The organism is Pseudoalteromonas sp. SCSIO_11900 (assembly GCF_000576475.1).
Lineage (GTDB): Bacteria > Pseudomonadota > Gammaproteobacteria > Enterobacterales > Alteromonadaceae > Pseudoalteromonas > Pseudoalteromonas tetraodonis.
Map to the genome: position 1 here is coordinate 334040 of NZ_KK070023.1, position 15443 is coordinate 349482.

Below are 15443 nucleotides of genomic sequence, written 5' to 3' on the forward strand. Positions count from 1 at the left end.
ATTCTCTATGTTTTCAGTGGTACGATGAGTAAAGCACAGCTTGAGGCTATTGTAACCCCCTGCAGATTTTAGTTTATCACTACAGATGTGTGTACCAAGTAATGAAAGCTAAAGACATCCTGATAAAAAACCACTAAAATAGCGCCGATGAATACACTAACTCCTTCTCCTAATACGCTTGTGCGTAAACCCGAAACTGTACTCAAACAAGTGTTTGGTTACAGTGAATTTCGCGACGGTCAAAGTGCAGTAATTGATGCCGCCATTAATGGCCAAGATTCATTAGTATTACTGCCCACCGGTGGTGGTAAATCGGTGTGTTACCAAATACCCGCGTTGGTATTAGAGGGAGTCACCATTGTTATTTCTCCGCTGATCTCTTTAATGCAAGATCAAGTCACCCAGTTACAAGCACTGGGAGTTAAGGCCGCTTATGTCAATAACAGCCTAGCTCGCGAAGAACAACAATTAGTGTATCAGCAATTGCATCAAGGGCTGATAAAGCTACTTTATGTAGCTCCTGAAAAAGTGCTACAACGCGACTTTTTAGAGCGGCTCTCTCATTTGAATGTTAGCTTGTTTGCTATTGATGAAGCACACTGTGTTTCTCATTGGGGTCACGATTTTAGACCGCATTATTTTCGTTTAAATGAGCTTAAACAACGCTTTGCACATGTGCCTATGATGGCACTCACTGCCACTGCCGATAAAGCGACTCGCTTTGATATTGTTGAGCAACTCAAGCTACAACAGCCCTACATTCATACCGGCAGTTTTGATCGCCCTAATATTCGTTACACCATAGAAGAAAAATTTAAACCTATGGTGCAATTACTGCGTTATTTAAAAGAGCAAAAAAATCAAAGTGGTATTATTTATTGCACCAGTCGTAAACGTGTTGATGATATAGCTGAAAAGCTTGCTGATGCAGGCCTTAATGCTGCCGCTTACCATGCGGGAATGAGTAACGAGCAACGTCAGTTTGTGCAAACCGGGTTTGCCCGTGACGATATTCAAATTGTGGTTGCCACCGTTGCCTTTGGTATGGGAATTAACAAGCCTAACGTACGCTTTGTTCTGCATTACGACATTCCAAAAAGTATTGAAGCTTATTACCAAGAAACAGGCCGTGCTGGACGAGATGGGCTTGCTGCAGAGGCCATCATGTATTTTGACCCTGCCGATATAGGTCGGGTTAGACGCTTTTTTGAAGATATTGACGATGAACAGCGCCGCCGCGTAGAAGAGCAGCGCTTTAATGCCATGGCCAGCTTTGCCGAAGCACAAACGTGTCGCCGTCAAATATTATTGAACTACTTTAGTGAGTACCAACGCGAGCCCTGTGGTAACTGTGACATTTGCTTAAATCCACCTAAAAGTTTTGATGGCACATTGGTCGCACAGCAAGCACTTTCGTGTGTGTATCGCGCACAGCAACGGTTTGGGTTAGGTTACATTGTAGAATTATTACGTGGCGCGAATACTAGCCGCATTCGTGATAACAACCACCATGAACTCAGCACCTATGGCATAGGTAAAGATAAAAGCAGTGAGTTTTGGCTCAGTATTTTACGCCAACTTATTCATCAAGGGCTATTAAGCCAAGATATAACCCAAGGCGCTTCATTGCGTTTAACTGAAGCTGCACGCGCTATTTTAAAAGGTGAATATGCACTGCAATTGGCCGAGCCTCGCTTACAAGCTAAACACGTTTATCAGGATAAGTTAGCGCAGTTTAATTACGATAAAAAACTATTCGCTCGCCTGCGTGCATTGCGTAAAGAGTTAGCCGATGCCGATGATGTGCCGCCTTATGTAGTCTTTAACGATAAAACGCTAGCCGAAATGGCGCAGCTTATGCCCACTAACGACAGTGAATTTTTAAAAGTGTCGGGGGTTGGTTTTACTAAATTAAACAAGTATGGCGGTGAGTTTTTAACCGCAATTCGACATTACCTAGCAACGCAATAAGCCCCTTATGACCGAACTTGAATACGATCACACACATCAATGTATTATTGTTAAACCGACAGAGCTGCCGCACGATGAAGACTTTGAATTGTGGGGAACGTTATTTTTGCACAGCGATGAAATTAGCATTAATGAGTATGCCGCTGGGGCAGATCGCCATCAACTGCGTTTTAACTATGCTAACCACACGTTTAATTTAAATTTTGAGCATTATAGCCAAAGTGTGTGGATTAATGGTGAAGGGCAAGATGCCGACAACCTATTGGCAGCGTTAACATTTTATTTAACTTAAATGCATAGCTAATACCTTATAATCGCTATAAAAATAAAACTAAATCTGTCTTTTACTTACATATCAATAACAATGATGTAAGCTAAGAGTAAGTGTTTTATTTTGCAAAATAGCGCTAAAGAGGGTCAATGTTAAATAGAAAATGGATTGCACGTAGTTGTTTTAGCCTTTCTATTTCGAGTATGTTTATGCTCAGCGTTTGTGCGCAAGAAGCGCCACTAGCCCAAAGCTGCCCTAGTGACGACTCATCACAAACTCATGAAAATAATTTGCGTCGTCAAATTACATCTCAAACTCCAACACTCACAGCACAAAGTAACACTAAAATTGCCTCCATCACTTTGCAACAGCTTAATGTATTTAATACTGAACTAGAGGCTGAAAACAATGCATTATTTCGTTTCGCCAATCGGGCACACATACAAACCGAGCCTGAGGTAATTAAGAGTATTTTACTGTTTAAGTCAGGCGATACCTTTAATCCAAAAGCGCTGGCCGAATCTGAGCGGTTACTGAGAAAACAAAGTTATTTATATGATGCACAAATTATTGCTGACGAAAATTGTGATGGAAATATTGATGTAACAGTAATTACTCGAGACTTATGGACTTTACTGCCCGAACTTAGTTTTAGCCGTAGTGGTGGTGAAAATAAATCAAGTATTGGTTTTCGCGAATCTAACTTATTTGGTTGGGGCAAACGGTTATCGTTTGCACGTAAAACAAACAGTGACCGAAATGGTTATTTATTTGTTTACGATGATCCTAATATCTTATCAACTCGCTACCGAGGGCGTTTAGAGTATGCCGACAACAGCGACGGCAAAAGTCATTTAGTTGAACTAACCTACCCGTTTTATGCCATCCATACGCCCTATAGTTATGGCGCCCTGAGTTACTCAACCCAACGAGAAGAAGCCTTATACATCAGAGGTGAAAAGTTTAGTGAGTTTGAACAAAAAACCGACCTAAACCAGGTATTTTTTGGCCATTCTAAAGCCCTTAGTCATAACTGGACCCAGCGCTTGAGCCTTGGTTATATTGATGAGCAACACACTTTCAAAGCGATTGATTCTACCACTACAGCAGTGGCTGAAAACAGAAGCTTAAGTTACCCCTACATCAGCGGCCATTGGTTTGAAGATAACTTTATAAAAGTACGTAACTTTGACAGTATTTATCGTACTGAGGATTTAAATTTAGGTTGGAATATCAAAGCCACCCTGGGCTACTCCGATGAATCAATAAGTAACGACGATAGCCGCGCTGTGTACTCGTTTAATTTTAACAAAGCCCATTTTAGCACTAACCATACCCTTTGGCGTTTTCATGCAGATATTCAAGGCTATTGGAATAACGAGAAAAAACAGCTCGAAAACTTGCTCACTACTAGCCAAATTCAATATTATTTAAATACCAGTATTGATCAATCTTGGTATGTAAAAGCAAGGCTGCAATACGCAAAAAACCTCACTAATGATAAACAGCTCACCCTAGGGGGCGAAACTGGACTTCGTGGCTATCCTATGGAATTTCAACATGGGGATCGGAGTTTTTTAGTCAGTTTAGAAAAGCGCTATTACTGGGAATATGACTTACTACAGCTGTTTAAAGTGGGAGGGGCAGCCTTTTTAGATATTGGTCGAGCTTGGTATAACAACGACTCGAACACTCAGTATCAAGTTGAGAACACCCCAGTGCTAAAAAATGTGGGCTTAGGTTTGCGCCTTGCGCCAAGTCGCGCCAATGCGGGTACCATGATCCACCTTGATATAGCCGCGCCGCTAAATAAATATGATGATGTTGACTCGGTACAATGGCTGCTCAGCGTCAAAAATTCTTTTTAAAATCACTACTGCGCGCCTACGTTAAACGTTACACTTTGCGCCTATCATTATTGTGAGAATAGATTTTGGAATTAATCACCCTTTTAAAGCTTTTGGGCACACAATATAAACTTATCGTGACCGTGATTGCCCTTTTGAGCTTTCCGCTACTATTAAAAGTAACTAAAAAATTACTCGAAAAAGCTATCAGAGGTAAAATAGATTTACACCGAAAGTACCGTGCAGAGCTACTACTAAAAATAATACTCGCCTTTGTGATGCTGTGTTTAGTATTAGTTTTTTGGGGAATAGAACTGCGTGGTTTACTGGTATTAGGCTCTTCTTTATTTGCCATGCTAGGCGTTGCATTATTTGCGGCGTGGTCATTGCTGAGTAACTTAACCGCGTTTTTACTGATGTTTATTCAAAATGACTGCCGTGTAGGCTATTGGGTAAGAATTGTGGATGGAGCCAACGCCATTGAAGGGCGTATTATTGAAATGGGGCTGATGAATGTCTTACTCGAACACGTTGATGGCCACAGAGTGATTTACCCTAATAACTTATTTGTTACCCGCCCGGTGTTAGTGCTTAATACGGAGCCTAAACCAACAAAAGCGCCTAAAATTAAACGCATTATTGGCCCTAAACCGCGTAGCTAAACAACACCTATTAAAAAACCGCGTTAGCTTAAAACTAAGGCGGTTTTTTATATCGACAGATAGAGTCATACCAATTCACTTAATTGAGCAAATTGGTATTAATTGTTTAGTTCAGCCGTTTTCAGCTCATCATCTAAATCATTTATCTCATCAATAAACGTTTCTAACTGCTGCTCTACCAAGCTATTTGCATGTGCAAAATAAGCAATATGGAATACGGCATCGCCTTCATTTACCAGTGGCATGGTTTGCTGGCCAATAATAATACCGCTTCGAGGAGCAAGGAGTTCAAGTTCTGAATCGCCAAGCGGACTGCTAATATAAGCAAGCACTTGGCTTTTCATTACTCGCTCACCTAACGATACTTGCGCTCTTACTATGCCGTCTACTTCTGCACGCACCCAACTAGTGGAACTTGCAATCACAGGATCAGGCAGTTTTTTAGGACGTTTACCACGTATCATTTTTAAATGTCGCATAACATAATCAACCCCTTGCACGCCTGCAGCAATCGCAATAGGGTCAAAGCGCAGTGCTTCACCCGCCTCATAAGTAATAACAGGTATACCTAAATTAGCGGCTTCACTACGCAGCGAGCCATTACGTAATGACGCATCTATAACCGCAGGCGTACCAAAGGCTTTAGCCATTTGCGCTGTTGCTTCATCGGCTAAATTAGCGCGAATTTGCGGTAAGTTAGTACGGTGAATCGCCCCCGTATGCAAATCAATAATATGCGTACAATGCACAGCTACTTGGTTAAAAAACATATACGCCATACGACCTGCTAATGAACCACGCTCAGACCCCGGAAAACTTCGGTTCATATCACGGCGATCGGGCAAATAACGCGATTTATGAATAAAACCAAATACATTCACAATCGGGACCGCTATTAATGTACCACGCAGCTGATTAGGGTCGATTTTAGCCAGTAACTGGCGCACAACCTCAACCCCATTTAGTTCGTCGCCGTGTATAGCCGCACACACCATCAATACAGGGCCTTCCATTACACCGTTAACCACTTCAATAGGAATATTAAGCGGTGAATGGGTGTAAAGCTTTGCAGCTTCTAGCGCGAGTGTTTTACGTTCACCTACACCAATACTTTCACCTAATAGGGTGAAAGGTCGGTTAATTTTAACCTTTGCCACGAGTTGCCGTTCCTTTACTTGCAGCATTTTTCTCGATGAAATCAATCACCATGCCCGCAATATCTTTACCTGTTGCCACTTCAATCCCTTCAAGACCTGGCGATGAATTTACTTCCATAACCAAAGGACCACGAGATGAGCGAAGTAAGTCAACGCCAGCAACGTTTAAGCCCATTGCTTTTGCCGCTGCTACCGCTGTTTTACGCTCTTCTGGCGTAATACGCACCAGTGTAGCGCTACCACCACGGTGAAGATTTGAGCGGAACTCGCCTTCCTGTGCTTGGCGTTTCATTGCAGCAATCACTTTATCTCCGAGTACAAAACAACGAATATCCGCACCACCCGCTTCTTTAATATATTCTTGTACCATGATATTGGCTTTTAAACCCATAAACGCTTCAATAACACTTTCAGCCGCTTTACGTGTTTCAGCAAGTACCACACCAATACCTTGAGTACCCTCAAGTAGCTTAATAACGACCGGTGCGCCACCTACCATTTCGAGTAAGTCTTTTACGTCATCTGGCTTGCTAGCAAAGCCTGTTACTGGCATGCCTACGCCTTTGCGTGATAATAATTGTAGAGAACGTAATTTATCGCGCGAACGAGAAATAGCCACAGATTCATTAACCGGATAAACACCCATCATTTCAAACTGGCGTAATACAGAACAGCCATAAAAAGTAACTGATGCGCCAATACGCGGAACAATGGCATCAAAATCTTTTAGGTTTTCGCCGCGGTAATGGATTTCAGGTTGATCTGAGTTTATATTCATATAACAACGTAGCGCGTTAATCACTTTTACTTCATGACCACGTTGCTCAGCCGCTTCAATTAAACGACGCGTTGAATATAAATTTTTGTTGCGAGATAAAATACCAATTTTCATAGTTAAAACCTTAACTAAATTATGTTGAGCAAGCACATATAAGTATGTTGCTACTCAACGAATTCTTATAATAAATGTGATAAAGCCGGATCAACGACTATACGATTTTCCATAGCTGTGCGCCCTAATAACATTCTAAACTTCATTGACGCACGACTTGTTAATGTAATTTCTATTGGCCAACTAAATTCGCCGGCATGTAATGTAGTTTCAATAAAGTAACGCAGTTCTTTTTGGCCACTAGAGCTGGTAACGTACTTCATTTTTTTAACTTTGGCATTGCAGGTAATTTGCGTTTGCTCGTCTTCTTGCAATGGTTGGGCTATAAATTTAACCCATTTTTCACCTTCCACTTCATATTCTTCAATATTAATTGCATGAATACAGGAAGTACGTGCACCGGTATCTATTTTTGCTTTAATTTGCTCGATGCCCAGCTCGGGTAAACTCAACCACTCACGCCAACCAACTGTTATTTTTGTCGTCATAAATGTGCCCTTAGTAAAAAAAGTGTTTTATACGCTACAGCAAATAAAACACCAACAAAATAAATTCATCTACTCGATAAGCCGATTTGATTGACCTTTTAAGTTAACTCGTTTAACAATGCAGTTCTTACGTATGCATTTAACCATAGGCTAAAACATAAGTTTTTGTTGCTAAACTCAGTTTAACATATACAAAGTAAAGCTAAATTTTATTTAACTAGGGTCTGTGGACCTTTACGAATTAATATTTGTTCAAACTAGGGGCAATTTAATCGCGGCGCGAGGTTTGTAACCTAGTGGGCTAAGTAAAAATCGAGCAAAGCTTCCGCGTCCTGCTCACGCCCCTTACCTACATCCATGTAGGCAACAAAGAGTTAATTGCCCCTAGGCAGAACCCTTCGGGCAGCGCTTATTTGGCATTGATGCTGTGTTATCGACTATTTATGGGGAATAACCACACTCTGCCTTGCCTAAATATCAAATAGATTGCTGAAATTTAACCTTGAAAGATAAACAGATCCTAAATACATTACAGTTAACTGTATTAAAAACATACTACCGATGAGAAATTATTATGATTAATGGCTTACTTCATGCACTTATTCTTGATGAAAAAGGCGGTGCACGCCCCATAGAAAACAGCAAGCAATTACACCAATGGCAACCTACTGATGGAAAACTGTGGGTGCATATGGACTACAGCCAAACAGATGCGGTGGATTGGTTAAAAAACTGCGAGCTGTTAAACGACTATGAACTGGAATCACTCACTGCTGATGAACCGCGTCCACGAATAACGCCAACAACGAATGGCCATATGTTATTTTTACGCGGGATCAACTTAAACCCAGCACAAAGCCCTGAAGACATGGTATCTATTCGGTTATTTATAAATAACGATGTGGTGATCACCACGCGTAAGCGCCGATTATTATCAGTGCAAGATATTCTAGCCTCGTTGAATAATAATGAGGGGCCATGCAGTATTTCTGAATTGGTGTGTACATTAGCGCACAAGCTCACTTCACGTATGCAAACAGTAATTGATGAGCTAGATGAAAGCTTAGATGATTTTGAAGAGGAAATTGATGAGCCCAGTAAAAAGTTTGATAACCAAGGCTTGTCGCAACTTCGCCGTCAAACCATCGCGCTAAAGCGTTACTTAAAACCACAAAAAGAAGCACTCAGTAGCATGGTTAATAATCATTACCCATGGCTTTTTGACGATGATAAAGCCAAGCTAAATGAAACCACCAATTTACTTATTCGCTATTTAGAAGAGCTCGATAGTTCAATAGAGCGCGCACTTGTTATCCAACAAACCATTACAAATCAGGTCTCTGAGCAATTAAATCAGCGGATGTATGTAATGTCGGTGGTGGCTGCTTTATTTTTACCGCTGGGCTTTCTAACGGGATTATTGGGGGTCAATGTCGGCGGTATACCTGGAACAGAAAGCCCTTATGCATTCACTGCATTTGTGGTGTTTTTAATTGTTTTGACTGGTGGGATTGGTATTTACTTTAAAAATAAAAAGTGGCTGTAATTACAATACAGCTCCAACAAGGCACAAAAAAGGCGAACATCATTGTTCGCCTTTTGCATTGGTAACCATTACTCTTGAAAGTAAGTGCCCCAACCATCGTATTCAACATCGCATTCAACAGCAAGTTGCGCGAGTTTATCAACGTCTTCCATTATCACGTCGACATCTAATTCGGCTTCAACAACAATGTCAAAACTCCAAATTTTTTCACCGTCTTCAAGCTCAAGTTCTGCTGGCTCTTCTACATCGTAACCTAGTTTAAACGCAGCCAATGCCGCTTGTTCTAACTTAGTAAAGTCTTCACATACAAAGTGGTGTTCTACTTCATAAAGAATTTCTGGATCGGACCCATCTTCAAGTAGTGAAGTTACGATGTCTTCACTTATTTCACGCCAGTTTTCCATTATTTCTCTCTCACTTGAGCATCTAATTCTGTTATTTTAGCAGCCATAATACTGTGCACACTTTTAGCATGTTCACGGGCACTGATACTGTTATCAAGTGCTATGGGGGCTAACATTTCAATGTAAATTGTACCATTATCCCAGCGATTTAGTTTAATGGTTTTATCGGTTGTGTTCATACATACTGGCACAACAGGCACCTCTGCACTCATTGCGGTATGAAATGCACCGGTTTTAAAGGGGAGTAAACCACGACCATAACTACGCGTCCCCTCAGGGAACATCCACACCGATAAGCCTTTTTGTTTTATTTTAGCCGCTGCTTTTGAGATTGTGCCAGCAGCTTTTGAACGATTTGATCGGTCGATTAAAATATTACCCGACAACCAATAAAGCTGACCAAAAAATGGGATCCATTTAAGACTTTTTTTGCCAACGCTCACACAATTTTTTGGTACCATAGCTGGAATAGTAAATAAATCGTAGCTATTTTGATGATTCGCTACATACACAGCAGGCCCCACCTTAAGCGCATCAGGATGATATTTTAGTTCTAATTTAACCCCAAGCATTTTAGCCATTGAGCCAAACCAACTTGCAATAACGTGCACATTACTAGGATGAAATGGTCTAAAAATTGATAACAACAAACCAAAAAAACAACTTAATAATATAAACAACAGCATTATTAAAATACGTATAACAGCTAGCAAGTGCGCCTCTCCAATATAACCACAATCATATATTGCTTTATTATAACGTTATTTTGTTGCGCAGACGAGAAAATAGCGCACAAGCGTTCGCTGAAATAAAACAGTCATAAAAAAACGGCTTACCTAAGTAAGCCGTTATCTAGTTTAGTCTAATTTTCCGAGTGTTTTAACTTTGCTCAGTATCTGAATTTGGCTCATCAACTTGCTGCGGCGTCAACTCTACCACGGCTTCATCAACGCGCTGTAAACCACGAGGTAACTTGTTCCCTCTGCGGCCTCGCTCGCCATGGTAATGCTCAAGGTCGCTTGGTTTAAGCGTCAATTTACGCTTACCTGCATGCAGCGTAACACTGCTCCCTTGCGGCACAACAGCTAATACTTTTACAAACTCTTCGCGCGCTTGTACTTTAGCGCCCGGAATAGAAATAATCTTATTGCCCTTGCCTTTACCTAGCTTAGGTAAATCACGCAGTGGGAATAACAACATTCGCCCCTCGTTAGAAATTGCCATACAGTAATCACTGGCAACGTCATTAACCCGTATTGGCGATAACAACACACCACCTTTTGGCACACTCACTAAGGCTTTACCGTTTTTGTTTTTACTGACTAAATCTTTAAAGTCAGTAATAAAGCCATAACCGGCATCAGAAGCCATTAGCAATACTTGAGCGTCTTCACCCATAACTACGTGCTCAAAGCTTGCGCCTGAGGTTAAGTTAAAGCGCCCTGTCATCGGCTCGCCTTGGCTTCTTGCAGAAGGAAGGCTATGGGCATCGGTCGCAAATGCACGCCCTGCTGAATCTAAAAATACTGCCGGTTGATTACTTTTACCTCGCGCTGATGCTTTATAGCCATCACCGGCGCGGTAATTTAACCCTTCTACATCTAAGTCATGCCCCTTACCAACACGTGCCCAGCCTTTCTCAGATAGAACAACAGTCACAGACTCTGAAGGGATTAAATCTTTTTCGCTCAGAGCTTTGGCTTCCACACGCTCAATAACAGGTGAGCGACGATCGTCACCATACATTTCTGCGGCTTCTTGAATTTCTTTTTTAAGCAACGTCGACATGCGACGGTCTGAGCCTAATGTTTGCTCTAATTTGTCACGCTCTTTGGCTAATTCGTCTTGCTCACCACGAATTTTAAACTCTTCAAGTTTTGCTAAATGGCGAAGTTTTAATTCTAAAATGGCTTCCGCTTGAATATCGGTTAACTCAAAGCGTTCCATTAATAATGGTTTAGGCTTATCTTCAGAGCGGATAATTTCTATAACTTCGTCAATATTTAAAAAGGCAGCAAGCAAGCCCTCTAAAATATGTAATCTTGCGAGTACTTTATCGAGTCGATATTGCAAACGACGACGCACTGTTTCACGTCTAAAAGTCAGCCATTCAGTTAAAATACTACGTAAGTCTTTAACTTGTGGACGGCCATCTAAGCCCAGCATATTTAAGTTTACGCGGTAATTTTTTTCAAGATCGGTTGTTGCAAATAAGTGCGCCATTAATGGTTCAGCTTTAATTCGGTTTGAACGCGGCACAATCACAATACGGGTTGGATTTTCGTGATCAGACTCATCACGTAAGTCAGCCACCATTGGTAACTTTTTAGCGTTCATTTGCGCTGCAATTTGCTCAAGTACTTTTGCACCCGAACATTGGTGCGGCAAAGCGGTAATGACGATATCGCCCTGCTCTTCACAATACACTGCACGCATTTTAATTGAGCCACGGCCGGTTTTATAAATTTTGTGAATATCAGTTTTAGGCGTAATTATTTCAGCATCGGTTGGGTAATCTGGCGCATGCACTAAATCCAGTAACTCTTCGAGCTCTGTTTTTGGCTTATCAAGTAATAAACAACAGGCACTGGCCACTTCACGCACATTATGCGGCGGTATATCGGTTGCCATACCCACAGCAATACCAGTTACCCCATTAAGTAATATATGCGGTAAGCGCGATGGCAACACTAAAGGCTCATCCATGGTGCCATCGAAGTTTGGCGTCCAATCAACGGTCCCTTGGCCTAATTCTTTAAGTAATACCTCAGAGAATTTAGATAAACGCGCTTCGGTATAACGCATTGCCGCAAATGACTTAGGATCATCAGCTGCACCCCAGTTACCTTGACCATCAACTAAGGGGTAGCGATAAGAGAACGGCTGCGCCATCAGTACCATGGCTTCATAACAGGCACTATCACCATGAGGATGGTATTTACCTAATACGTCACCCACGGTACGGGCTGATTTTTTGTATTTTGCATTTGCCGATAATCCCAACTCACTCATCGCATAAATAATACGACGTTGCACTGGTTTTAGGCCGTCACCAACGTGCGGTAAGGCACGATCCATGATCACGTACATTGAATAATTTAAATAGGCGTCTTCGGTAAAACGCCCCATTGTTTGTTGTTCAATTCCTTGCATTAGCAAGGTATCTGTATCACTCATTAAAGCTTACCTAGTTTTTCTTATAGCTTACGCGGTAAATTACGTTTGCGTAATCATCGCTTACCAATAGACTGCCATCATTTAATTGTGCAAATGCAACAGGGCGTCCAAATGTCGTTTCGTCTTGCATAAAGCCGGTGATCAGTGGCGTATACTTTGTTACCTTGGCATTTTCTATAGTTGCCACTGCCACTTTATAACCGACCTTTTTAGAGCGGTTCCATGAACCGTGCTCAGCTACAAATAACTGTTGTTTATAGCTATCAGGGAACTGCTTGCCGGTATAAAAATGAATACCTAATGGCGCAACATGCGCACCTAATGCCAATGCAGGTTGAGTGTAGTCAGCAATGTTTTTGCCTTCACCAAACTCCGGATCAACAATAACGCCGCCATGCACGTATGGAAAACCAAAATGTTCTTCTTCTTTAGTGATGCGGTTTAGCTCATCGGGTGGAATATCATCCCCCATCATGTCGCGGCCATTATCGCTAAACCATAGCATTTGCGTGCTAGGGTGAAAGTCAAAGCCTACAGTATTGCGCACACCTTTGGCTAAAGTGGTTATTTCTTTGGTGTCGGTGTTTAATGAAAAAATACGACCAAACCGAGGATCTTCTTCGCAAATATTACAAGGAACACCCACCGGAATAATCAGCTCGCCGTTTGGCGCAAAGCGTAAAAACTTCCAGCCATGGTGGCGCTCTGACGGTAAATCGCTATAAAACACTTCATACTCAGGGTTTTTGAGGTGTTTATCGATATTTTTAAAACGAATAATACGGTGCACTTCACCGACATATAAGTCACCGTCTTTAATCGCTAAACCCGAGGGCATATTCAGCCCCTCTGCAATCACCATTTTTTTATCTGCAACGCCGTCGCTGTTATGATCAATCAATGCATACACATTACCCGCATTACGCGAACCTGCATACACTATACCTCGGCTTGATACTGCAATTTGCCGAGCATTTTCAACATCATCAGCAAATAAGCTTATTTCAAACCCTGGGGCAGCCGTCAGCTTGTCGAGAATATTTTTCGCCATCACTGGCGATGACATAAAGCCGACTAACAACAGTGTGCTAAATAGTCTTTTCATTTGCCTCTCCTGTAGCCCAAAGGCTTATTAAACTTGTGCTTTGTTACCGTGATCTTCAAGCCATTGGCGGCGATCTGATGAACGCTTTTTAGCAAGTAACATATCCATCATTTCCATTGTTTGCTGCTCTTCATCAAGTGTTAGCTGCACTAAACGACGGGTATTTGGATCCATGGTTGTTTCACGCAATTGTAGCGGGTTCATTTCACCCAAGCCTTTAAAGCGTTGTACGTTTACCTTACCGCGTTTTTTCTCTGCTTCTATACGCGCTAAAATGCCCGTTTTTTCATCTTCATCAAGCGCGTAATAAACATCTTTACCAATATCAATTCTAAACAGCGGTGGCATAGCAACATACACATGCCCAGTTTTTACCAGTTGTGGGAAGTGGCGCACAAATAAGGCACACAATAAAGTGGCAATGTGCAGTCCATCCGAGTCAGCATCCGCTAATATACATATTTTATTGTAACGCAGCCCAGATAAATCACTTGAATCGGGGTCAATACCCAATGCCACTGAAATATCATGCACTTCTTGAGAGGCCAAAATTTGCCCTGATTCTACTTCCCAAGTATTTAAAATTTTACCTCTTAGTGGCATGATCGCCTGAAACTCACGATCTCGCGCTTGTTTAGCTGAGCCACCCGCTGAATCACCCTCTACTAAAAACAATTCCGTGCGGTCATTATCAGCAGCACTACAATCGGTCAGTTTGCCTGGTAATGCAGGGCCTGAAGTAACACGTTTACGAACTACTTTCTTAGCCGCGCGTAAGCGACGCTGTGCATTTGAAATACACAATTCAGAAAGTAACTCTGCGGTGTCAGTGTGCTCATTTAGCCATAAGCTAAAGGCATCTTTTACGACACCCGATACAAACGCAGCACATGAACGTGATGAGAGTTTTTCTTTGGTTTGCCCTGCAAATTGTGGGTCTTGCATTTTTACCGACAATACATAACTACAGCGTTCCCAAATATCATCTGGGGTGAGCTTTACACCACGTGGTAATAAGTTTCTAAATTCACAAAATTCACGCATCGCCTCTAAAAGCCCTTGGCGCAGGCCATTAACATGGGTGCCACCTTGTGCGGTAGGAATTAAGTTTACATAACTTTCGGCTGTTGACTCACCGCCTTCAGGCATCCATACAACGGCCCAATCAGCGCCTTCAATAGAACTTGAAAACTCACCTACAAATGGGTCTTTAGGCAGTATCTCATAGCCTTTAACTGCTTCTACTAAGTAATCTTTTAAGCCGGTTTCATAAAACCACTCTTGGGTTTCTTTCGTTTGTTTATTTACAAACTTAATACGCAAACCGGGGCATAGTACCGCTTTGGCTTTTAATAAATGGTTAAGCTTAGTCAGTGAAAAGTTAGCAGAATCAAAATAGCTGGTATCTGGCCAAAAGCGCACAGTAGTACCGGTATTGCGTTTACCCACTGAGCCAATAACATTTAAATCTTCAACTTTATCGCCATGCTCAAAAGCCATTCTAAATTGCTGTGCGTCACGGCGAACCGTTACTTCCACGCGGGTAGATAGCGCATTAACCACCGAGATACCTACCCCATGCAAACCACCAGAGAACTGGTAATTTTTATTTGAAAACTTACCACCTGCGTGTAATTTGGTAAATATTAGTTCAACCCCAGGAATACCTTCTTCAGGGTGAATATCTATCGGCATGCCCCGACCATCATCGCTCACTTCAAGTGAGTTATCTTCATGCAAAATGACATCAATACGCGTCGCATGCCCGGCCATTGCTTCATCAACACTGTTATCAATAACCTCTTGGCCTAAATGATTGGGGCGCGATGTGTCTGTATACATGCCTGGGCGGCGCTTTACCGGCTCTAATCCATTAAGTACTTCAATGGCTTCGGCGTTATAATTTTGTTGAGTCATAGTTTT

The 15443-nt window shown here is 41.8% G+C and carries 13 protein-coding genes; 5 read left to right on the forward strand and 8 right to left on the reverse strand.

Translation table 11 applies throughout. From position 1 onward, the window contains the following. The first annotated feature begins 147 nt into the window (after positions 1-147). The 4 genes from recQ to BG00_RS01575 all read left to right on the forward strand — a co-directional run bounded on the left by recQ (position 148) and on the right by BG00_RS01575 (position 4751). On the forward strand, positions 148-1971 hold the full coding sequence (recQ, locus tag BG00_RS01560) for a DNA helicase RecQ (protein WP_028835655.1): 1824 nt from the start codon (positions 148-150) through the stop codon (positions 1969-1971). Positions 1972-1978: 7 nt separating this feature from the next. After that, a complete protein-coding gene (locus BG00_RS01565; protein WP_013465829.1) occupies positions 1979-2263 on the forward strand; it encodes a DUF3630 family protein in 285 nt (94 codons plus the stop codon). Positions 2264-2391: 128 nt separating this feature from the next. Next, positions 2392-4110 carry a BamA/TamA family outer membrane protein gene (locus tag BG00_RS01570; RefSeq protein WP_036980152.1) on the forward strand — a complete coding sequence of 573 codons (1719 nt, stop codon included), beginning with the start codon at positions 2392-2394 and terminating at the stop codon, positions 4108-4110. A gap of 65 nt (positions 4111-4175) precedes the next feature. After that, a complete protein-coding gene (locus tag BG00_RS01575; RefSeq protein ID WP_036980154.1) occupies positions 4176-4751 on the forward strand; it encodes a mechanosensitive ion channel domain-containing protein in 576 nt (191 codons plus the stop codon). 98 nt (positions 4752-4849) lie between these two features. Here BG00_RS01575 and BG00_RS01580 read toward each other — a convergent pair whose 3' ends face one another. From BG00_RS01580 to BG00_RS01590, 3 genes are all read right to left on the reverse strand, one after another. Then, positions 4850-5908, reverse strand: a complete 1059-nt coding sequence (locus tag BG00_RS01580; RefSeq protein ID WP_036980155.1) for a succinylglutamate desuccinylase/aspartoacylase family protein — start codon at positions 5906-5908, stop codon at positions 4850-4852. Continuing rightward, entirely contained in the window at positions 5895-6800 is a 906-nt protein-coding gene (rimK, locus tag BG00_RS01585) for a 30S ribosomal protein S6--L-glutamate ligase (RefSeq protein ID WP_008110610.1), read from the reverse strand. The genes BG00_RS01580 and rimK overlap by 14 nt, the downstream gene beginning before the upstream one ends. A gap of 65 nt (positions 6801-6865) precedes the next feature. Beyond that, on the reverse strand, positions 6866-7288 hold the full coding sequence (locus tag BG00_RS01590; RefSeq protein WP_008110607.1) for an ATP-dependent zinc protease family protein: 423 nt from the start codon (positions 7286-7288) through the stop codon (positions 6866-6868). Between the two features lie 574 nt (positions 7289-7862). Between BG00_RS01590 and BG00_RS01595 the strand changes: the two genes are divergently transcribed. Further along, positions 7863-8834, forward strand: coding sequence for a zinc transporter ZntB (locus BG00_RS01595; RefSeq protein WP_036980158.1), 972 nt, complete (start codon positions 7863-7865; stop codon positions 8832-8834). Positions 8835-8902: 68 nt separating this feature from the next. Here the strand turns inward: BG00_RS01595 and rraB are convergent, their stop codons facing one another. The 5 genes from rraB to parE form a co-directional block, all read right to left on the reverse strand. Next, positions 8903-9238, reverse strand: a complete 336-nt coding sequence (rraB, locus tag BG00_RS01600) for a ribonuclease E inhibitor RraB (RefSeq protein ID WP_008110603.1) — start codon at positions 9236-9238, stop codon at positions 8903-8905. Beyond that, on the reverse strand, positions 9238-9951 hold the full coding sequence (locus tag BG00_RS01605; RefSeq protein WP_036980160.1) for a 1-acylglycerol-3-phosphate O-acyltransferase: 714 nt from the start codon (positions 9949-9951) through the stop codon (positions 9238-9240). Before BG00_RS01605 ends, rraB begins: the two co-directional genes overlap by 1 nt. A gap of 166 nt (positions 9952-10117) precedes the next feature. After that, complete coding sequence (gene parC, locus BG00_RS01610; RefSeq protein WP_036980162.1) at positions 10118-12415, reverse strand: DNA topoisomerase IV subunit A; 2298 nt, start codon at positions 12413-12415, stop codon at positions 10118-10120. A 10-nt stretch (positions 12416-12425) separates the two neighbouring features. Beyond that, positions 12426-13520, reverse strand: a complete 1095-nt coding sequence (locus BG00_RS01615) for a PQQ-dependent sugar dehydrogenase (RefSeq protein WP_036980164.1) — start codon at positions 13518-13520, stop codon at positions 12426-12428. A gap of 27 nt (positions 13521-13547) precedes the next feature. Further along, positions 13548-15437: a DNA topoisomerase IV subunit B gene (gene parE, locus BG00_RS01620; protein WP_036980166.1), complete on the reverse strand. Its 1890-nt coding sequence runs from the start codon at positions 15435-15437 to the stop codon at positions 13548-13550. Positions 15438-15443 lie beyond the last annotated feature (6 nt).